Source organism: Arthrobacter sp. B1805 (assembly GCF_002929745.1).
Classification (GTDB): Bacteria; Actinomycetota; Actinomycetes; order Actinomycetales; family Micrococcaceae; genus Arthrobacter_D.
The window spans coordinates 1-18410 of the sequence record NZ_PJIQ01000018.1 but is presented as its reverse complement, the minus strand read 5'-3'; the positions used below and the strand labels follow the sequence as shown (position 1 = coordinate 18410).

Below are 18410 nucleotides of genomic sequence, written 5' to 3'. Positions count from 1 at the left end.
CAGGCGGCCGAAAACGGATCGAATGATGGCGAAAGATCCCATAGCAAATCGTGCGCTTAAGGCGATTCGAGGTGAGCACGTGGACATCGGCGGGGTGGTACTGGAGGGCCTTCAGGCTGCCGTCGAGTCCTGTCGATTCCTGCGGATCGTGGTCCAGGCCCGCCACGACGAACAACCCGCCGACGAGGAGCAGCGCGACGCCTTTCGTCACGTGCCCCACGACGCCGAGGAACTCGATGACGCGCCCGCCGTTGATGTCATCGAACGCCTGGAGGTCGCAGCACCCTCGCCGAGGCATTGGGTCCCGATCGGCCACGATGGCACTAGGCGGATTCGTACCCTGGCTTCACTTGCGGCTGGGTTGCTTGAGGGGCGTCATGCGCTTCGCGAGAAAGGCTCCCTGCTAGGTCTCAGGAAGCAGAGAGCCTTGTGAGCATCATGGACGCTCACTAGCCAGCGTTCTCGCCGCACGGTCCGGGGGAACCGGGAAGGCGTGGCTGTTCTCAGAGTCGGGGCTCCACGACGATTGGTCAAGAGCAATGTTCCAACTGGTCGTGAGTTGCGCTTCCACCTGGGGGACGGGCACTGCCCGGCCCCGTCAGAGGTCCGCGTACATCTCATTAACAGCTAAGGCGAGCAGGTCACGGTCCACAGGCTGCAACGGCATGAGGCCGTGCAGGTATGCGTCGACTTCGAGTTCTTCAGCGGCCCCGCCGAGGCTGAAGTAGTACAACCACAACGCACTAAGGGTGATACCAGCTCGCTGGATTGCATTGGCGAGGCCAACGTAGTCCGGTTCATCAGGGTTCCCCTGATCCACAGGTACCCACCACCTGTTCGCTCTCGATTCTGGCTCATCGTGTAGAACAACCATAGGCACACCGGTCCCGGCTGCGCATGAAAAGTATGCTCGAGAACAAGCGTCACAAGTAGCACTTGAGGGGAGGCCTTTTCGCTTACGAGCTGACCAGACCTTGGACGCTGCGCTGTCCCCCAGAGACTCGCATGTGCGATGTGCGATGTGCGATGTGCGGCTAGGCGACAGGGAGGAAGGAAGCGGTGAGAGGTGAAAAGTGGGAAGCAGCCGGCCCCGTTCCGAAGGGGGTCAAAGACAAGCTGGCTGCTTCACAGCAAACGCTACCCGCGGTTACTCATCCCGGCACCTCTGGCGGAAGCATCGTTCAGTCATTCCTTCGGTTTCGAGCAACCCAGATTCGTGCAACGCGTGCAGGCGCCGGAACTCAACCTCGTCCAGATCCGCTCCGTTCGGGCTCAGGGCCGCGTCTGTGTCGAACGCGCTGCCGGAATCGGTGTCTGCCGAGGAGGCAGCCCCGGTGAAGCTGGTGGCGTAGGTGCTGTGATCTCCGGCCGGTGGGACGGTGAAGTCGTATGCGTCGGGGGAGAGGCTGAGGGAGCGGAGGTAGTCCCCGTACCCGGAGAGGGACGCAGCGTCCTCATTGCTGTAATGGGCGCCGTCCGCCGTGGACCCTGTGCTGTCCAGCAGCTCATTGATCGCTTGGGCGAGCAAGTCCCGCTGCGCCGCTGGGAGCATCACCAGGCCGCACAGATACCCCTGAACCTCGAACTCGTCCGCGTCGCCGGTGAGGCCGAAGTACGTCATGAAGACGTCCTCGTGATGTAGACCGGCTGCTCGCACTGTCTGAATCGCGCTCCACTGCTGCACATACTCATTCAGCACAACTGAACCTCCACCACCGTCATCACTCATGTTCTGCAAGCGAACGAACGAACCTGATTCCCCTACCGATCAAGAGTAGGGACCGGCGCGCTTCATGTCGCCCATTTTCGAAGCGTTCGGCCAACTACGAACCCTCGCTGGACACAGCAACGTAGTCTAGCGATCAAACGCACCGAACCCGTTCGACGGGGTGATGATCAGCCGGAACAGTGCAGGCGTATGGCTCCCCTCGCGATGGGCACACTTGAGGGGCGCCACAATTGTGGCGCCCCTTTCGTGTCGTGCGGTCTGTGAGTTGGGTTTATTGGAGGTGGCGTCCGGCGCGGTCGGTGCCGTCCGTGGTGTCGCCGTCAGCGTCGAGGAGTTCGATCTTTTCCTTGCGGACGTCATCGGTGACGGTCTGCTGCTCGGTGACTGTTTCCTTGTCGAGGCGGACGCGTTCGACGGGAACGGCTTCCTTTTCGACGACGGGGCGCTCGGCGTGCAGGATGACTTCGTGCTCCTCCTCACTGATGGCAGGCCCATCGAGGGCGTCTCCGACGTTGGTGCCGGTGATGGGTTCGCGCTCGATACGTACCTCTTCGCGGGATACGGGAACTGTTGTGGTGACGTTCTCGGTTACGACGTACTTGCGCAGGCGGGCCTTGCCGACCTGGCGGCGTTCGGTGCCGACGTGGAGCTCCTCCTCGGAGCGGGTCATTGCATCGTCGGTGGTCGGGCCGGACGTGTCATGGCCGACCGTCCCGGTACGGTCGTAATCCGTGGTGCCGGCTGTGGTTCCGGTTGTAGTGGTGTCGGTGTAGTCGGTTGTTCCGGTGTGGCCGGCGATACCGTAGTGGCGGTACAGGCGGTCTTCCTCTTCGGGGCTGAGGTTCCCGTCGGATTCGATGCGGGGTGCGTCCTTGACCTGGTCCTTGGTGTATCCGATCGTCACGTCGTTCCCGGTGACGTTCGCGCCCTGCAGGGGTGCGAAGGACTCGTGGGTGCCGAAGAGGCCGGTCTTGACGGTGACCCAGCTAGGGTCGCCGGTCTGGTCGTCGAGGTATACCTGGCCGACCGAACCGATCTTCGCGCCGTGGGAGTCCAGGACGTGGCTACGGCCGGAGAGGAGAGTGTCGATGTTGTTCTGCGTGATCATATGGTGCTCCTTCTATATCGGGGACCGGGTGTAGTGCCCGGTTCCTGGTAGTGAGTATCAGCCCGTCCGCCGCCTTGCTTGCGGGAAGAGCGCTGGAAGCTATTAACACTGGCTAAAGTTTTTGACCCGTGTTAAAGCCCAGTTGCTAGGGCCCGTCGCTAGGGGCCGGTGAGTCCTGTCTGATGGTCGATGCCGATCTGGTCGACCTTGCGGTGGAAGTGCATGCCGGCCTTGCCGCCGAGGATCGCTCCGATCAGCGGTACGAGGACGGCGATGGCCAGGCCGATGAGGCCGGAGGCGGTGAGAAGGCTGCCGTCGACGGGGATGCGGGGGGCTCCGCCGATGTTGGACAGGAGGTTGAACTGGCTGCCGGCAAGAGCTCCGAGGATCGCGACGACAATCGCGATGATGATGCCCCACAGCCACACGGCGATGCCCTGCTTGACGCCGTCGAAGCGTGCCATGCGGCCGGCGACGTAGCCGCCGCAGTAGTAGGACAGGAACAGGACGATCGCGAGCACGATCCCGCTGGCTATGCCGAGTGTGTCTGCGTTCTGGGTGGCCTGGTTCGCAGCATCCTGCGCTCCGTCGGTGTTCGCAGCCCCTACCCCGACGCCGATCGCGGTTGCCAAGGCGCCGAGGATCACGGTGAGCCCGATGGCTGTCAGCCAGCCGAAGAAGGCCGAACCGAACTTGATGCCGCCGAAGGCTTCCTTCTCAGCAGCGACGACGTCGTGGCGTCGCTGTTTCGGGGTGCTGGCCCCGGAGATGTTGTCTGCCATGTCATGTCCTTCTCATCAGGGATTGCGAGTGTGGTCTACAGCTAGCGTTCATCCCCCGGGCAGGTGAGCCAGTACCTTCCCGAGGGGAACGCCCCCACCACGACAGTACCTAAGTAAACTTATAATAAGTACCCTTGCGTTCTTCGGTGCAAGTGTTTTACGGTGCAACTTGCAACTGCTGGTGGTGCTGGGGGCGCCCTTATAACCGGCTTCCCCTCACTCACATCCAGGAGTACCGATGGAAGAAACACTCAGAAGCGGTCTTGCGACCGTGGTCGAGTTCGTACCGAAACTCGCCCTGTTCCTCGTCATCCTCATCGTCGGCCTGATTGTCGCGAAGGTTATCTCCAGGGCACTGGACAAGCTGCTTGAGAAAGTCGGCTTCGACCGTGCCGTCGAGCGCGGCGGGGTGAAGAAAGCCCTCTCGCAGTCCAAGCTCGACGCCAGCGACATCGTGTCGAAGATTGTCTACTACTTCCTGGTCCTGTTCGTCCTGCAGTTCGCGTTCGGCGTCTTCGGGCCCAACCCGGTCAGTGACCTGCTCGCCGGGATCATCGCGTTCCTACCGAAGATCATCGTCGCGATCGTCATCGTCGTCATCGCAGCAGCCATCGCCGCCGCAGTGAAGTCACTGATTCAGAACGCCCTCGGCGGCCTGTCCTACGGCAAGATCCTCGCGAACATCGCAAGTGTCTTCATTCTCGGTATCGGCATCATCGCCGCCCTGAACCAGGTTGAGATCGCGACCACGGTCACCACTCCGATCCTCATCGCCGTCCTGGCTGCAATCGTCGGTGTCATCGTCGTCGGCGTCGGTGGCGGGCTCATCGGGCCCATGTCCCGCCGCTGGGAGGGCTACCTCAACAAGGCCGAGCAGGAAGCCCCCAAGATCGCCGCCCAGGCCAGCGCCGCCCCGTCGGCCGATCAGCAACTCCAGGACAAAGTCCGCCAAGCCAAATCAGGGCAAACCCCGTCAGGGCAAACCCCGTCAGGGCAAACCACCAGTTGGCCCAACGACGGCGCACACCGCATCTAACCATCCCGCACCGCGGCCTGACTCTCTCCCCTGCATGCCTTAACAGTCGCGAGTGGGAGGCCAGCGAAACGCATGACCGAAGGTATGACGGAAGGGTATCGCCTATCAGGGCGGTACCCCTTCCGCACCCCACATGGGGCACCTAATGCCCCTCAGGAACGTGAAGAGTTTCACGGCGGAGAAGTGAAGGCCAGAACTTCAGATCAGGAGGGAGAGCGCGGTGGCTCTATCGGCGGAGGAACACCGCAAGTGGGTCGAGCTCCAACACCAGCTGGCTGCGGAGGCTCCAGGGTTGGCAAAGCTCACTACGGGACGCAGGGCCGGTGTGGTGGTGGGCTTTTTCGTTGTGCTGGTCGCATTCACGGCGGTGATTTTTGCGGTAGTCGTGAAGATCCCGCTAATCGGTGTTCTCGGATTCATCCTCATGATCATTGGCGGAACACGGTTCCGTCCCTTCAGCCTGATGAACCAGCGACCCAGGGGATCGGCCCGGACAGGCGGGGGCGTCACGCGATGAAACCGGATTACTGGTCCTCCCTGCAGCTATTGTCAGTCGCCGCTAGGGCCGTTCAACGGGAATCAGCCGCCTACCTCAAAGTCTTCGGGCTGCCCCAGCTGGGTTTCTACATCCTCGAGTACCTCAATGAGCGAAGCCCGATGCTGCAGTCCGAACTCGCCCGCCTCGTCGTCGTCCGCTCTCAAACCATCGGCACAGTCCTGACCACGCTCGAGAAGAACCAGTGGGTTACCCGTCAGCGCGGCCTGACTCACAATCAGGTAGCCGTCAGCATCACCAAGCAAGGCCGGGCACTGCTCGCCGCCGCGCAGGAACGCCTCCAAACACTCCAGCTACCCGCAGACATCGAAGCCCTTCGCCCTATCTTCGCCACGATCATCAGCCGCGCCGCGCAGCAACCGGAGTCATGACCTCTCTGTCCAGCCGCGCGGCGCTTGCACTTGTGAGCCCCGGTGTTGATCCGTCACCCGCTGCGGTGGTTCAGCTGGCAGCCGGGGCGAACCAGTCCTGAACGACGGCGATGTCCGTGCGCTGGTAGCCATCGATGTACCGGCAGATCGTGTTGAATCCGTAGGAGCTCACGGCCACAAGGTATCCGTTCAGGAAGACCGGTCCGCCGGAGTCCCCGAAGCAGGTGCCTCCACCGCCGCGCGGGTCGTTCGGGTTGCCCTGCAGCTGCAGAGTCTGCGTGCCGAGCTTTTGTCCGGGAGATGTTGTGGCCCGGCGGAGCAGGGGGAAGTTCATGGGCTCGGGCTTCTGCGCTCCGGCGTCGGGCTTGCGGACCTCTGCGCCATATCCGACAACCTCGAAGGTCGTCTTGCTCAGCAAGGGTGCCTGGTACTGGTCGAGGTATCCTACCGGCGCGAGCTCGGCGGGGGCGATGCCGACCGCGGGGGCATCCAGCACGATCACGGCGACGTCCGCCCGAGCGGTGACGGGCGCCGTATCCGAGTAGTCGGGGTGTGCGGTCGACGTGCCGGACAGGGCGCCTGCTGCGGCAAGGTCCTGGTCCGTGTAGCCGACAGTGGGGTTGGACGCGCGGGGGATCGCCACAGGAGGAGCATCCCCGATCACGGACTCAAAAGTCACGAAGGATTCCCCTACGGTCCCGGAGACGCAGTGAGCTGCCGTGAGGAGAGTAGTGGGGCTAATCAATGTCGCAGAACAGCGCTGCAGGGACCCTGACGAGCTGTAGGTGAAGATCAAGGCGACATTAGGGTGAGCGTCACCGTCCGGCTCTCCTCGGGTGATGGCTGTGGCAGGCGATATGCCTGCCGCGAGGAGGGCGAGCGTGGCGGTAACGGCGAGAGCACGACGGATGAGCTTCATGGGAGAGACCTTTCGAGCGAACAGGGGTAACTGGCCGAGCCTACAGGTGGAAGCGGTTTCGCCATCAACCTGGCTGGCTTGCGCTGGACGCGCCGCTGAGCCACCGGCCTCGATGGGCTTGCGCCCCGCGTGGGGGGCAGGCAATGCGGCCAAGGACTGAACCGGAAAAGGCGTGGGTCTAGCCCCTGGCCCCTGTACCTGGAGGTTCGGCATGCATGGGAACCGCCTCCTGCCTGGAATCGGACGAACTCATCTGGCTTCCAGCATCGCTCAGGTACTCCAGTGCTCGGGACGGGGGGCCTGTGCAGAGCTTCTGGTGGGGGTGTGGAAACCAGTGTTATTAGACCACGCCCTCGCACGAGCATTGACCACCCGAGCATTGGCCACCCGAGCACCGACCGCCCGAACGCAGTCCCCACACGAGCGCTGGAACTGAGGCTCCTAGCCAGGCCGGTAATCGGTCGGGTCAGATCAGGAGGGCGACACTGAGTGCCAACGCGCCGATACCGATCAGGAACGTGCTGGAGGCCAGGACAGCCACGGGCCATGCCCCTTGTACGCTCGACGGGTGTGGTCTCTGGTGGCGGTAAAACGCGGTGTATCGGCAGTGGGATGTCCACCACACTGCTGCCGATCCCATCACACCGGCGATGCCGATGGCCGCCCACACCGGGTGTCCGAGCAGTACTGGAAGCAACCGGGCCGCCACGAGGGCCCCCAATCCCACGGACAGCGCGGTTCGGCGCCAGGCCAGTGCTGTCCGTTCAGGTTGCAGACCCGCATCGTACAGCGGGTGGCTCTCACTCATGCAAGGACAAGGCTCAGCAGGATGCAGAGCCCAGAGACGCACACAAGGCCAGCCACGATTGCACCCGACAAGGAACGGGGAAGGGGTTGCTCGTGCCGCAGCGCCCTCTCCGTCGCGAACCAGCCAGCCCATGCCTGAACAGAGGCGAGGATGCCTGCCCCGATGAGCAAAAAGGACGCCGCCAGGCGGAGTCCAGAGTGAAGGGCGAGTCCGAGCACTTCAAGGGCCACTCCGCCGGCCACCAGTGCCAGGGCGGTGCGGATCCACGCCAGGAAGGTCCGTTCGTTCGCAAGCGAAAAACGCGCATCCGGGTCCTCACCGGAATCGAACAACCTTCTCGGGAACCGCGGGTCCGGCATGTGAAGGTCTCCGACCGTTGGAGGGTGGCGATCTTCGCCAGCATAACCCCCGCAGGACGGTCCCGTCGCTAAATAAGTACAGGGGCTCACAGCCAGATAGCACTCCTCTGATGTAGGTTCCTCCGCCCGGACTGGTTTGCGCGCAAAAGGAGATGGAGTGGAGGGCCCAGGCCGCGTTCAGGAGTGTGCCAGGGATAAGTGGGCAGGTGCCTTGAACGAAGTCCAGTACCGGATAGGTGAAAGCCCCGCGCTCAGGGCTATGACCGCAGGCGAGGTCATCGTGGTTGACGACGGGACAACGGACCAGCGATGGCAGGAGTACGTCAACCTCACAGCACCCCTGGGATATGCGTCCATGCTCGCGGCACCCTTGATACTCGGAGGTGAGGGAACCGCAGCACTGGTGTTCTACGCTTCCCCCACCGGCTACTTCACCCCGGAACGACAGCACATGATCGACGTGTTCGTGCGGCAGGCCGAACGGGCCCTGGGAATGTCCATGCGCGTCGCCCGGCATCGCGATGAATCAGATGACCTACGATCGGCGATGAAGCCCCGGACCAGCATCGACATCGCGGTAGGCATCATCGCCCAGAACCGGTGCACCTAGGAGGAAGCTTTCAACCTCCTCAAGGCTCCGGCAGGGGCAGTTCTTCCCACCCCTGCTGGACACAGGAATCATCAGCTTCGTTGGTCATAACCACGGCTGGACAAACGACGCACCAGCGCCAGTCGTTCCCCCAAGGCCTGCACTATGCGCGTGTAGGGGCTAATCGATAGGGTCGTGGCAGCAGCACGGTTACCCTCCAGGGACATCGACGGCCTGTGGGCGCGCTAGTCAGTCGGCTTATTTCTTCGTTAGGGTGATTTGTGTAGGACGGCAGGACTGGAAGGGGTCAGTAATCTCAGGGTCACAACGATCCACCATTGGCATCACCGTACGCACGGTGGTGCAGCTTGTGCTGACCTTGTCGCTGCTGGTGTCCTTTACGACGTCAGCAGCCGCAGCTATGTGCCTGCAGATGAGTCATTACAGTTCACAGGCCGGTATGCGTATGTCCGCAGACGTCACGGGCCTCCCTGTCCGGGAGACTCCAGGGCCTGCCAGCGGGACTGTTGCAGGTGACACGCTTGAGAACCTGAGATCAGTGCATCCCTGTTGTGAGCAACAGGTCAGTACGCCGCAGGGGGTTATGCCTGCGAAAGGGGCGGCACTGAGTGAGCAGGGAGTCGGCTCCGCCCTGGATGTCACATCCTTTTCGACGCATGCCGGCTCATTGCCTCCCTGGGTGTCCCATGCCTGGCAGGAGAAACGCGACCACCTCACCCCGTCGCTGACTGCCCTATCGATCAGTCGGACATAAGCCCGCCCGACCGGGCACCTCGCAACAGGAACACAGACCTTACCGCGGCTTCACGTCGCCCATGTCCGGTTATCTGCGCGCCCGGACAGAAGAAGTAAGCGCAGCCCTTGTGGCCGACTCTTGTGCCTTGAGCACTCTTGTTGCCACACCCTGAACAAGGAGACAACCTCATGACACACCACGTGACATCCATGCTCGATACATACCCCAAGGATCTGGGGGCAGTGGACCGGGCCAAACTCGCAGAGTGCATCCGAGCCTGCTTCGAGTGTGCCCAGACCTGCACCGCCTGTGCCGATGCCTGCCTCAGTGAGGACATGGTCGCAGAGCTCACCAAGTGCATCCGAACCAACCTGGACTGCGCTGATATCTGCGCGACCACGGGTAACGTCCTGTCCCGCCACACCGGGTATGACGCGAATATCACGCGAAGCATCGTGGAGGCCTGCCGTGCCGCGTGCAAAGCCTGCGCAGATGAGTGTGAACAGCACGCCGAGATGCATGATCACTGCCGGATCTGCGCCGAAGCGTGCCGTCGATGCGAGAAGGCCTGCGAGGAGTTGCTCTCCGTCCTCGGCTAGTCCTCACGTTCCTGGCACTCCTACTTGCCAGAGCGCACTGAGAGGCATCCATTAGCCCACCTGTTGATCCTCAGAGAATCTGCAGGCGCCTGATGCAGTCCCGGGCCCCACCAGGTGTGGCCCGGGACTGACACGGTGACAGAACCTACAAGAAAGACTGGCGTGAAAAAAGAAGAGACGTCGAAAGAAGATCAGAAGCTGTCATTGGTTGGATCTGTGGCCCTCGGTACGGGAGTGATGATCGGAGCCGGGATATTCGCCTTGGTCGGACAGGTCGCCGAACTGGCCGGTGGCTGGGTTCCATGGGCGTTTCTAGCTGGCGCGGTTGTGGTCGCCTTCAGCTCGTACTCTTATACGCGCTACTCGGCGGCGAACCCGTCGTCCGGCGGTATCGCGATGCTCCTCAAAGCCGCGTATGGTCCCGGCGTCGTCGCGGGTTCCTTCTCCCTGTTCATGTACGTGTCGATGATCATGGCCGAAAGCCTGCTCGGGCGAACCTTCGGCACCTACCTTCTCAGAGCTTTCGGGATGCAGTCCTCGGCACTATGGGTGCCCATTCTGGCCGTGCTTGCCATAGCTGCCGCAGCGCTGGTGAATCTGGTCGGTAACCAGTGGGTGGAACGTTCAGCGACCATCACCGCGGCCCTGAAAATCATCGGCATAGCCGTTCTTGCTGTTGGTGGGATCCTTGCCGCTGGTGTTTCCTCGTTGGGCCGGTTGTTCTCGACGGCCCAGCGGACTCCACCCGAATCTGGTCTCCTCGGTTTCCTGGCCGGGGTCACTCTCTGCATCCTCGCCTACAAGGGCTTCACCACGATCACGAACCAGGGTGCTGACCTCCGCCGTCCTGAGCGCAACATCGGCCGCTCCATCATGATCTCCATCGGCCTATGCACGGTGCTCTATCTCCTGATCACGGTAGCCGTCACCGGAAGTCTCACCGTCCCGCAGATCGTGGAGGCCAGGGATTACGCTCTCGCCGAAGCAGCCGAGCCCGCCTTCGGATCATCGGGCGTGATGCTCACCGTCATCATCGCCGTCATTGCAACACTCTCTGGACTGGTCGCGAGCCTGTTCTCTGTTTCCAAGCTCTACGACATGCTCCGCGATATGGGTCAAGCCCCAGGACTGCCAGGCCATGGAACGCACCAGTCCCTGTTCATCACAGCCGGGCTGGCGATCATTATGGCCGCCTTCTTCGACCTCTCGCAGATCGCTTCGCTCGGCGCGATCCTCTACCTCCTTATGGATATTGCCATCCATTGGGGCATCATCCGGCACCTTAGGAACGAGACGGGCGCCAAGCCCTGGGTTCCGGGTGTCGCGATCGTGCTCGACGCTGCGGTCCTGATTCCCTTCCTGCTTCTCAAAGCACAGTCGGACCCGATCACGTTGGTCATCACCGCAGTGGTCGCCATCGTCATCATCGCCATGCAGTGGGCGATAGTGCGCCATCATGACCGAGCTTCGGCCTGACTCCCCCACGTGAGGTCAGGAACAAGCCCGTTCGTGGGGACCTCATCAGGTCCGATGGAAGGAGTTTGATATGACGTGGATTTTCACCGCACTGGGATTCATCATCATCGGAGTCGGGCTCAGAGACGTCTTCCACACCCTGCTCCATCCCAGCGGCCAAGGAGGGTTGACCAAAGCCGCTATGAACAGCACCTGGAAAATCTTCAAGCCGCTAGGGCTGAAGGCAGTATCCCTGGCCGGGCCCCTCGGTATCGTGGCAGTGATTGTGCTGTGGGCGGCACTGCAGGTCCTCGGGTGGGCACTGGTGTACTACCCCCACGTTCCGCAGGGTTTCACGTACTCCGACGGAATCACTCCCTCCCGATACCCCGACTTCATCGAAGCGCTCTATGTCTCAACTGTCACACTGTCGACCCTCGGCTTCGGAGACGTCATCGCAACCGACCCCTGGATTAGGGCGCTATCACCTGTCGAAGCTTTGATAGGTTTTGCCCTGCTCACGGCCGCAGTGTCATGGTTTCTGCAGCTATACCCTGCCCTCGCCCGCCGTCGGGCCCTCGCACTTCGCCTCACCGTCCTCCGGGATGCAATGTACCTCCAACACCTGTCTGAGTTCACACCCGAGACGACCAGCCGCGTCCTCGACAGCATCACCGACGGCATCATCCAAACCCGGGTAGACCTCACACAAACCAGCGAGTCATACTACTTCCGCGAATCGACGGCCGCAGCATCGCTGGCCACGTCTCTCTCCTACGCGGTAGCACTCAGCAAACTCGCCAAGGACCTAACAAACCCTGAAGTACGGGCATCAGGGTTGGCGCTACACAACTCCCTTCAAGACCTCAGCGCCCTCATGGGTAACACCCTGGGAATCAAAGGTTTATCCACTGACGACACGTTCCGGTCGTACGCGTCGGACCACAAATACGACTACCAGCCATAGGGCACATGCTCGAGACCGGAAGAAATATCTCTCATAAGAGCTTCTGTCCCAACGCTGCCCCCGACCCGGGCCGCTCCCCCCACTAGGTGTACTGACCGGGCACGTTAGTTGAAGGGGCCGTGAGCAGGTTCAGGATCGTTGCAGTCGGGCCCTATGGCGCCTGACGGCATCCCTGCTTCCGCACTGAGGCGAGCAGTACCGCTGGGTGCCGTTGCGGGATACGTCCACGACGACGTTTTTGCACGGGTCCGCGGCGCAACGCCCAAGTCGAGCTCATGTCCCACACCAACGCTGCCCTCACCCCGCGCCACCGGCTGAAAGTCGCCCAACTCGTCGTAGACGAGAACTGGTTTGTCAGCGAGGTTGCCGCCCGCTTCCAGGTTTCTTGGCTCACCGTCAAACGTTGGGCCGACCGCTACCGTGCAAACGAGTCGATGCAGGACCGCTCCTCTCGGCCTCACTGCTCGCCGAACAAGACCGGTGAGAAGACCACCCGGCGCTGCATCAGTCTGCGTCTTCGATTGTGCGAGGGTCCCGTGCAACTCGCCTACCGCCTGGACCTCGCGCCCTCGACAGTTCATCGCATTCTCGCCCCGGTCCGCCTAAACCGCCTGTCACACGTTGACCGAGCCACCGGGAAACCCATCCGCCGCTACGAGCATGACCACCCCGGATCCATGCTTTATGTCGATGTGAAAAAGCTCGGCAACATCCCTGACGGCGGCTGGTGGCGCTTCGTCGGACGGAGTCAGGGCGAGAAGAACCGCACGGCAACACCGGACAAGCAGCGCAACAAACACGGCAACCCGCTGATGGGCACGGCCCACGTTCACACGGTGATCGACGACTATTCACGCGTCGCCTACGCCGAGATTCACGACGACGAGACCGCCGTTACCGCCAGCGCCGTCCTGGTCCGAGCTGTCGAGTGGTTCGACCAGCGCGGCGTCACCGTAGCGCGAGTCCTATCCGACAACGGCGGTGCCTACCGCTCACACCTATGGCGAGACACCTGCGCGGCACTCAGCATCAAGCACAAACGCACTCGCCCCTACCGGCCGCAGACCAACGGCAAGATCGAGCGATTTCACCGAACCCTTGCCGATGGTTGGGCGTACGCCCGCTGCTACACGTCCGAGGCTCAACGACGCGAACAGCTGGGCGACTGGCTGCACTACTACAACCACCACCGCCCGCATTCAGCCTGTGAAAACCGACCACCGTTCTCAAGATTGACCAACGTCCCCGGTCAGTACAACTAGGGCGAGGGACGTTCCCCGGGAATATCCCAGCGGCGGCTGATCAATGGATGGTCAGGCTGAACAGGCGTGCAACATCGATCAGGTGGGGATCGGTCTTCTCGATCGTGGTCTGTTCGTGAATGAAGGTTTCGGTGCCAGCGAAGATGGCCCAGCATTCCTCGCTGTCGAGTTTGGAGACGTATCAGATGCCTGAGTAGTTGTAGAGCCCTTCGTCGTCGAGCGAGGAGTACGCCCAGCGTGCTATCTCGCGGGTGAGGAGACGGTTCATGCCGCGCATATCGGGCACGTCGAGTGTTTCTACTCCCAAAGGTTCGAGCTGCTCACCGATTTGACCGAGGATGTGCCGGCGGGTTTCGAGATTCTCAAGGTCGATGAAGGATGCGGGGTTCGTGGTGCCGACCGTGAAGAGGCGGCGTTCGTCCCGCCAGGACGCTGGGATGCTGTTGGGCGGCATGAAACCATTGGGATCATCTCGCACGAGGGCCGCCATTTTGGGGGACACTCTCTTGCCGGCGAGGGTTTCCAAGTAGGAGCCGCGCGGGCTGGTGGCGCAGTACAAAACTCCTCCGCCGGGCACATCGAAGCGATTGCCGGCATCAGGAAGGAGTGCATCGTCTGGGGCTATCTCGGAAAAACGCTGTCCAGAGGGGATGAGGGCGACTCGCCATACCCTGTCGGGAATCTCGACCGTCCTGGGTGCGAGCGAGTCGCCCAGCTCCATGCCTTACCCTCCTGCCCGGTACGCACGGGCTGCGGCCATTGCTTCACGGGTCCGGTTCTCAGCGATCGCTTCAGCAGGCGACATGTCATCAAGCTGTCCGTTCATTCCCATGAACCACGCCCGCACGGTGTGTGGTGACTGTGGGGCCTGAGGATCATGGGCGAGGAACATGAAGATCTGGTAGGCCGCCCTGATGCGCCGTTCCACATCGAGGGACTTCGGTAGTTGTTTGGAAGCCATCCACCGCGTGACGGTCTGACGGTCTTTGCCTGCGATGAGCTGTGTCAGGGCTGGGCCCAGGTTGTCGTTAAGCACGGTGACCATGTCACTAAACCTGGTCTCGAACTCGTGTCCTGGCGATCCTGTGGCGTTGCCGCGGCCGTGCCGTGTCCTCGTGGTTACTCCGTCGCCCATGGTGGTCCTTCTATCGCGGTGTCGTGGTGGCTCAACTACTGGTTTTCTATATATATATGTAACGAGCACCAAACGACATATGTTCCGATGCTCGTATAAATCGGTTCTGATACTTGTGCAGACGAGAAACCATCGGAAACAGCACTATACGGGCTGGCTGCGTAGCGTCACTCTCCGCTCCAAGCACCCAGGGAGACTGTGCACATCCACTGCTTGCTGGAGGTGAGTTACCCCGTGTCGGTGACGCAGGGGTTGTGTGCAGGCGGGCCTCTGGTTCCTGCTGTTCACCTGGGTGCGCGACAAGCAGCGGAGCGTGGGGAAGCTTGTGCCGTGTCCCTGTGTGCAGGAGGCCAATCAACCTGGGGAACGAGCCGTCGTCTTCTGGGACAAGGACTCCTGTAATGGCCTGAGCCGGAGCTTTGGTTGTTCACATGATGCGGCCCGAGGATGTCAGGTGACAAGGATGAAGGTTGTCAGGGCAGTCATGGTGGCGAGAGTAAGGAGGATGACGCCGAGCATGATGGCTCTGCGGTGTTGTTGCCGGTGGTGCTGTCGTTCGGCTTCGGCGGCCCTCGCCGCTTGAAGGCGTTGTTCCGCTGCGTGTGCGCGGGCTGCCTTGCGCTTGTCCGTTGCCATTGTGTCAGGCGCCGTCGGCGTCGATGACGGTGGTGAAGGTCATGCCGTTGTCGACCGACTTCTCCAATCCGTTCTCTGTCGTTACCCAGACTTCGGTGCCGCTGGCCGTCCGTTTCGTGGTGATCGCTGAGGGCTGGGCAGAGACCTTTCCGACCTGCTCCCAGGTGATACCGGCATCTGTGCTGGTTAGGACGTCACCGGTGGGAAGGATGCCGATGATGTCCGAGTCGTCGGTGACGGCGGCTATCAGGATGACGGGGGCATCGGGTTCCTTCGTCCATGTCCTCCCTGCGTCCTCGGACCGGTAAATGCCGTCTTCGGTGGTTGCGACCGCGAGCTTCGTGGCAGGGTTCCCAGCGAGGGTGTAGGGACTGATCTGGGTGGTCGCGTCGGTCCAGGAGCTCCCGTCCTTGCTAACCCGCAGGATGCCGTCGAACCCGATGATTCCCTGGTAGGTGGTGGTCAGGGTGTGGAAGTCAGACTCGCCACCGCGAGCGACCTGCGACCAGGTGAGCCCATCGGTGGAGCTGATCAGTCCGACAGGGTTAGGCAGGTCGACGCCGGGACCTGGGTGGCCGGAAGCGAAGTAGGTTCCGTCGCTACCGACGGTGAAGCCCATCAGGTCAATGGTCTGCCCCATGGGTTCGGCGGACTCACCGTTGACCGTGAAAAGGCCCTCGTGGGAGGCGATCAGCACCGATTGAGTGTCAGGATCCACCGCCAACCCATGAACATGGGAGGGATACGGCTGTGCTGATATGGCCGACCCTGCACCGTCATCACCGGCCGCCGAGCCGGCTGCCGTTTCAGCTGTTGAGTCGGTAGACGACGTGCACGCCACAGTCCCCAACGTCAGGGCGAGGGAGACCCCGGCCAGGGTGCACCGGCGCCAGGTACGGGGCACACGACCCGCAGCAAGGAAAGCAGCGGAGGAATGAGTGGGGGAAGGAGTGGGGGAAGGAGTGGGGGAAGGCATGGGGTGATATATCCGATCATAGGTGCGTCCCTGCTGGTGCTGCCGTCAGTGCTCGGTGTACTCGGTGTTTTTTGGGTACACCGAGCTGTCCGGGGTGTTCCAGGGAAATGCGTAGGGCGTGGGCAACACGCGACGGGCAGGAATGCCAGTGAGACGCGCAAGGGTGCGGTTGGTGTCCCGCTAGGGGTGGGTTTAGGTCAGGAAACTTGGGCCCGAAAAGGGCCACCGGAATGAAGCAGCTCGGGGATGTCACCAGCCGGCCTGCCGGGACCCGCCGCCATGGTGGTGGCAGCGATCCCCGGTTCAGGGTCCGGCGGTCGAGGTATCAGCAAGCAGTTGGTAAATCAGCTGGGTTGCCGTGCCTTTGTAATGAGGGGTGTGATGTCAGTGCTGCTCGAGCAGGGCCGTCATTTCCTCGATTTCGGCCTGCTGGGTTTCCACGATGGTCTCGGCCATCTGAATCGCCTCGGGGAACATGCCGTCCTCGATTTCCTGCTGGGCCATCTGCACGGCCCCGCGGTGGTGGGCGGTCATCGACTCCAGGAACAGGGTTTCGGCTTCAGCGCTTTCAGCAGTGCCAAGCGCCGCCATGTCCTCGTCGCTCATCATGCCCTCCATCGACCCCATGTCGCCCCCGTCGCCCATGGAACCCATGTCGTGGCCTTCCGTGCCGCTCTCGGGCTCCTCGGGCTGGCCCCAGGCTTCCAGCCAGGTGGTGAGCTGCTCGATCTCGGGTTCCTGGGCGGCAGCGATGCGGGTCGCGAGGTCGGTCACCGCAGGGTCGATGCCCTCCTTGTCGAGGAGCATGTTGCTCATCCCAACGGCCTGCCGGTGGTGGGGAAGCATCATCTGCGCGAACATCACGTCCGCGTCATTGTGCTCACCCATGTCCTCGGAAGATGCGCTGGAGGTGGCTTCAGTCGTGGCCCCCGCCGAGGCGCTCGGGGTGGCCTCCGCTGCGGCGGAGCTTTCTTCGCCCATGTCCATGCCTTCCATACCGCCGCCCGAGGACGAACCACAGGCGGACAGGGTGATGAGAGCGGCGGCGGACAGGGCGGTAAGTGATGCGAAACGGTGCTTCATGAGAACAGTCCTTCGGTATGTGAATACACGGGTTCAGGAAAATGATCGGTCGGTGTTCCCACGACGTCGGCTGCCTTTGTGCATCCTCTGGCGCCACTCATACCGTCCGTGCGCAAAGTTCGCATCGAGCGGGAGGCTGTACCGATGGAGAGGCGGTACCTGAGTGGTGTTGAGGCGGGGGGCCGGTCATTATAGTGCCGGCAAGTGCACAAGCGTATGAGGCGGGAAGGGGCCTCCCCGTGTTTATGTGCGACTGATCGAGAGCTGAACCAAGGAAACTGTTTGTGCCCTGAAAGGGAACATGAAGGCCAGTGATGGGGGGGCGCGACGGATCAGGGTGCCGCGTAGGAGCGCGGAGCGAAGCCCCAGGAAACCCGCGAGGCCAATGATCAGCAGCGCGATCATGCACATGGCGTCCATCATGGAGTGCCCGTTCGGGCAGGTCAGCTCACACAGGGAGCCGTCGGCAGAGCCATGGCCGTCGAAGGAGGAGGTGACCATCACCGCTGCTAGACCTGCTGCTGAGGCTGTTACTGGGACGGGCGGTTCGGCCGTCATCAAGGTTCCGGTGGCTTCCGAAGCGGTGGGTGCGGAAGCCACGGTGTGAGTCGGAGCAGTGTGGGTGGAAGCCGTGTGGCCTGCTGGCTCACCGGTGGTCGGGCTGATCCATAGATGCATCGCCAGTATGCCGACCAAAAGAGCCAGAAGCCGGAGGGTCCACGTCAAGGACACGAGGGTTCCGGTTGCGGCGGATCGCTGGGATCGAGGAACGGTGAGCAGCAGATCTTTCACTGTGTGTTCGTCCCTCCCCTCATTCTTCAGCAATCCTTCAACTCAAAATAATACCCGGGTGGGGTACGCCCTCAGAGCCGGGATCAGGTTTGACGTTCACAACAACAGTAGGGGCCCGGCACCCAATGTGGCCAAGCGGCGGGTTCCTGCCGGAGCCCCGCTCGTATGCCCTTTGTGTCCGGAAGCTGGTCGGTGTATGCCAGTGCGGCCTGTTCTGCCCGCTACCTGCCCAACAGTCTGCAGGCACTGGTGGTGCCCCGGGGTAAGCCCTATCGCTACGGCCTTCCCCCCGGTGCCCGCCGCTTTTCACGGATGCTGAGTGCGGGCGGGGACACCGGTGGGATCGGCGGCGGTGGGTTAGGTAGCGATGGAACCGGCGGGGTGCTAGACCGTGGTGCTGATCCGATCCGGGTCGAGGTCGATCCGACGCAGCAGCTGCGCGTTCAGGGCCACCACGATCGTGGAGACACTCATGAGGACCGCGCCGGCGG

Annotated in this window: 22 protein-coding genes and 1 pseudogene; 10 read left to right on the top strand and 13 right to left on the bottom strand. The window is 62.2% G+C overall.

From position 1 onward, the window contains the following. Positions 1-25 precede the first annotated feature (25 nt). Positions 26-433, top strand: coding sequence for a hypothetical protein (locus CXQ96_RS15865; protein ID WP_146070913.1), 408 nt, complete (start codon positions 26-28; stop codon positions 431-433). A gap of 165 nt (positions 434-598) precedes the next feature. Here the strand turns inward: CXQ96_RS15865 and CXQ96_RS15860 are convergent, their stop codons facing one another. The 4 genes from CXQ96_RS15860 to CXQ96_RS15845 all read right to left on the bottom strand — a co-directional run bounded on the left by CXQ96_RS15860 (position 599) and on the right by CXQ96_RS15845 (position 3619). Further along, the gene (locus tag CXQ96_RS15860; protein WP_146070912.1) at positions 599-874 is read right to left on the bottom strand and encodes a hypothetical protein; all 276 of its coding nucleotides are present in this window, start codon (positions 872-874) and stop codon (positions 599-601) included. Positions 875-1147: 273 nt separating this feature from the next. Next, a complete protein-coding gene (locus CXQ96_RS15855) occupies positions 1148-1699 on the bottom strand; it encodes a hypothetical protein (protein WP_104118973.1) in 552 nt (183 codons plus the stop codon). A gap of 301 nt (positions 1700-2000) precedes the next feature. Further along, positions 2001-2837, bottom strand: a complete 837-nt coding sequence (locus CXQ96_RS15850) for a YsnF/AvaK domain-containing protein (protein ID WP_104118972.1) — start codon at positions 2835-2837, stop codon at positions 2001-2003. Positions 2838-2995: 158 nt separating this feature from the next. Next, positions 2996-3619, bottom strand: a complete 624-nt coding sequence (locus tag CXQ96_RS15845) for a hypothetical protein (protein ID WP_104118971.1) — start codon at positions 3617-3619, stop codon at positions 2996-2998. Between the two features lie 238 nt (positions 3620-3857). On the opposite strand from CXQ96_RS15845, the gene CXQ96_RS15840 reads away from it, so the two are divergent. The 3 genes from CXQ96_RS15840 to CXQ96_RS15830 all read left to right on the top strand — a co-directional run bounded on the left by CXQ96_RS15840 (position 3858) and on the right by CXQ96_RS15830 (position 5582). Beyond that, positions 3858-4655, top strand: coding sequence for a hypothetical protein (locus CXQ96_RS15840; RefSeq protein ID WP_104118970.1), 798 nt, complete (start codon positions 3858-3860; stop codon positions 4653-4655). A 220-nt stretch (positions 4656-4875) separates the two neighbouring features. Beyond that, positions 4876-5172, top strand: coding sequence for a DUF3040 domain-containing protein (locus CXQ96_RS19115; protein ID WP_181036508.1), 297 nt, complete (start codon positions 4876-4878; stop codon positions 5170-5172). Positions 5173-5201: 29 nt separating this feature from the next. Beyond that, positions 5202-5582: a MarR family winged helix-turn-helix transcriptional regulator gene (locus tag CXQ96_RS15830; RefSeq protein ID WP_181036507.1), complete on the top strand. Its 381-nt coding sequence runs from the start codon at positions 5202-5204 to the stop codon at positions 5580-5582. Between the two features lie 70 nt (positions 5583-5652). Here CXQ96_RS15830 and CXQ96_RS15825 read toward each other — a convergent pair whose 3' ends face one another. The 3 genes from CXQ96_RS15825 to CXQ96_RS15815 form a co-directional block, all read right to left on the bottom strand. Beyond that, positions 5653-6501: a trypsin-like serine protease gene (locus CXQ96_RS15825; protein WP_104118967.1), complete on the bottom strand. Its 849-nt coding sequence runs from the start codon at positions 6499-6501 to the stop codon at positions 5653-5655. Between the two features lie 466 nt (positions 6502-6967). Continuing rightward, positions 6968-7309 carry a DUF202 domain-containing protein gene (locus CXQ96_RS15820; protein ID WP_104118966.1) on the bottom strand — a complete coding sequence of 114 codons (342 nt, stop codon included), beginning with the start codon at positions 7307-7309 and terminating at the stop codon, positions 6968-6970. Further along, on the bottom strand, positions 7306-7668 hold the full coding sequence (locus tag CXQ96_RS15815) for a YidH family protein (RefSeq protein WP_104118965.1): 363 nt from the start codon (positions 7666-7668) through the stop codon (positions 7306-7308). The genes CXQ96_RS15820 and CXQ96_RS15815 overlap by 4 nt, the downstream gene beginning before the upstream one ends. Before the next feature lie 211 nt (positions 7669-7879). Here CXQ96_RS15815 and CXQ96_RS15810 point away from each other — a divergent pair, with 211 nt between their 5' ends. The 4 genes from CXQ96_RS15810 to CXQ96_RS15795 all read left to right on the top strand — a co-directional run bounded on the left by CXQ96_RS15810 (position 7880) and on the right by CXQ96_RS15795 (position 12035). After that, the gene (locus CXQ96_RS15810) at positions 7880-8278 is read left to right on the top strand and encodes a GAF domain-containing protein (protein ID WP_181036506.1); all 399 of its coding nucleotides are present in this window, start codon (positions 7880-7882) and stop codon (positions 8276-8278) included. Positions 8279-9202: 924 nt separating this feature from the next. Then, positions 9203-9613 (top strand): four-helix bundle copper-binding protein, encoded by a 411-nt coding sequence (locus tag CXQ96_RS15805; RefSeq protein WP_104118963.1) that lies wholly within the window; start codon positions 9203-9205, stop codon positions 9611-9613. 162 nt (positions 9614-9775) lie between these two features. Next, on the top strand, positions 9776-11089 hold the full coding sequence (locus tag CXQ96_RS15800; RefSeq protein ID WP_104118962.1) for an APC family permease: 1314 nt from the start codon (positions 9776-9778) through the stop codon (positions 11087-11089). A gap of 70 nt (positions 11090-11159) precedes the next feature. Beyond that, entirely contained in the window at positions 11160-12035 is an 876-nt protein-coding gene (locus CXQ96_RS15795; protein WP_104118961.1) for a potassium channel family protein, read from the top strand. Positions 12036-12164: 129 nt separating this feature from the next. On the opposite strand, the pseudogene CXQ96_RS15790 reads toward CXQ96_RS15795, so the two are convergent. After that, positions 12165-12305, bottom strand: a pseudogene (locus CXQ96_RS15790) (CGNR zinc finger domain-containing protein); the annotation flags it as partial. 5 nt (positions 12306-12310) lie between these two features. Between CXQ96_RS15790 and CXQ96_RS15785 the strand changes: the two are divergent. Next, positions 12311-13297 (top strand): IS481 family transposase, encoded by a 987-nt coding sequence (locus tag CXQ96_RS15785; protein WP_104118959.1) that lies wholly within the window; start codon positions 12311-12313, stop codon positions 13295-13297. 181 nt (positions 13298-13478) lie between these two features. Here the strand turns inward: CXQ96_RS15785 and CXQ96_RS15780 are convergent, their stop codons facing one another. The 5 genes from CXQ96_RS15780 to CXQ96_RS15760 all read right to left on the bottom strand — a co-directional run bounded on the left by CXQ96_RS15780 (position 13479) and on the right by CXQ96_RS15760 (position 17127). Beyond that, complete coding sequence (locus CXQ96_RS15780) at positions 13479-14018, bottom strand: RES domain-containing protein (protein ID WP_104118958.1); 540 nt, start codon at positions 14016-14018, stop codon at positions 13479-13481. A 3-nt stretch (positions 14019-14021) separates the two neighbouring features. Beyond that, positions 14022-14342: a hypothetical protein gene (locus tag CXQ96_RS15775; RefSeq protein ID WP_104118957.1), complete on the bottom strand. Its 321-nt coding sequence runs from the start codon at positions 14340-14342 to the stop codon at positions 14022-14024. 540 nt (positions 14343-14882) lie between these two features. Further along, a complete protein-coding gene (locus CXQ96_RS15770; RefSeq protein WP_104118956.1) occupies positions 14883-15068 on the bottom strand; it encodes a hypothetical protein in 186 nt (61 codons plus the stop codon). 4 nt (positions 15069-15072) lie between these two features. Further along, positions 15073-16044, bottom strand: a complete 972-nt coding sequence (locus tag CXQ96_RS15765; protein ID WP_368783654.1) for a F510_1955 family glycosylhydrolase — start codon at positions 16042-16044, stop codon at positions 15073-15075. A 384-nt stretch (positions 16045-16428) separates the two neighbouring features. Continuing rightward, positions 16429-17127, bottom strand: a complete 699-nt coding sequence (locus CXQ96_RS15760) for a DUF305 domain-containing protein (protein ID WP_104118954.1) — start codon at positions 17125-17127, stop codon at positions 16429-16431. 385 nt (positions 17128-17512) lie between these two features. Here CXQ96_RS15760 and CXQ96_RS18145 point away from each other — a divergent pair, with 385 nt between their 5' ends. Then, a complete protein-coding gene (locus tag CXQ96_RS18145; protein ID WP_146070910.1) occupies positions 17513-17734 on the top strand; it encodes a hypothetical protein in 222 nt (73 codons plus the stop codon). Positions 17735-18410 lie beyond the last annotated feature (676 nt).

Excerpts from the sequence above, each read along its gene's own strand:
- CXQ96_RS15865 (WP_146070913.1), top strand. The coding sequence starts at position 26 with ATGGCGAAAGATCCCATAGCAAATCGTGCGCTTAAGGCGATTCGAGGT.
- CXQ96_RS15860 (WP_146070912.1), bottom strand. The coding sequence starts at position 874 with ATGGTTGTTCTACACGATGAGCCAGAATCGAGAGCGAACAGGTGGTGG.
- CXQ96_RS15850 (WP_104118972.1), bottom strand. The coding sequence starts at position 2,837 with ATGATCACGCAGAACAACATCGACACTCTCCTCTCCGGCCGTAGCCAC.
- CXQ96_RS15845 (WP_104118971.1), bottom strand. The coding sequence starts at position 3,619 with ATGGCAGACAACATCTCCGGGGCCAGCACCCCGAAACAGCGACGCCAC.
- CXQ96_RS15840 (WP_104118970.1), top strand. The coding sequence starts at position 3,858 with ATGGAAGAAACACTCAGAAGCGGTCTTGCGACCGTGGTCGAGTTCGTA.
- CXQ96_RS15825 (WP_104118967.1), bottom strand. The coding sequence starts at position 6,501 with ATGAAGCTCATCCGTCGTGCTCTCGCCGTTACCGCCACGCTCGCCCTC.
- CXQ96_RS15820 (WP_104118966.1), bottom strand. The coding sequence starts at position 7,309 with ATGAGTGAGAGCCACCCGCTGTACGATGCGGGTCTGCAACCTGAACGG.
- CXQ96_RS15815 (WP_104118965.1), bottom strand. The coding sequence starts at position 7,668 with ATGCCGGACCCGCGGTTCCCGAGAAGGTTGTTCGATTCCGGTGAGGAC.
- CXQ96_RS15805 (WP_104118963.1), top strand. The coding sequence starts at position 9,203 with ATGACACACCACGTGACATCCATGCTCGATACATACCCCAAGGATCTG.
- CXQ96_RS15795 (WP_104118961.1), top strand. The coding sequence starts at position 11,160 with ATGACGTGGATTTTCACCGCACTGGGATTCATCATCATCGGAGTCGGG.
- CXQ96_RS15785 (WP_104118959.1), top strand. The coding sequence starts at position 12,311 with ATGTCCCACACCAACGCTGCCCTCACCCCGCGCCACCGGCTGAAAGTC.
- CXQ96_RS15780 (WP_104118958.1), bottom strand. The coding sequence starts at position 14,018 with ATGGAGCTGGGCGACTCGCTCGCACCCAGGACGGTCGAGATTCCCGAC.
- CXQ96_RS15775 (WP_104118957.1), bottom strand. The coding sequence starts at position 14,342 with ATGGTCACCGTGCTTAACGACAACCTGGGCCCAGCCCTGACACAGCTC.
- CXQ96_RS15770 (WP_104118956.1), bottom strand. The coding sequence starts at position 15,068 with ATGGCAACGGACAAGCGCAAGGCAGCCCGCGCACACGCAGCGGAACAA.
- CXQ96_RS15765 (WP_368783654.1), bottom strand. The coding sequence starts at position 16,044 with ATGCCTTCCCCCACTCCTTCCCCCACTCCTTCCCCCACTCATTCCTCC.
- CXQ96_RS15760 (WP_104118954.1), bottom strand. The coding sequence starts at position 17,127 with ATGAAGCACCGTTTCGCATCACTTACCGCCCTGTCCGCCGCCGCTCTC.
- CXQ96_RS18145 (WP_146070910.1), top strand. The coding sequence starts at position 17,513 with ATGATCAGCAGCGCGATCATGCACATGGCGTCCATCATGGAGTGCCCG.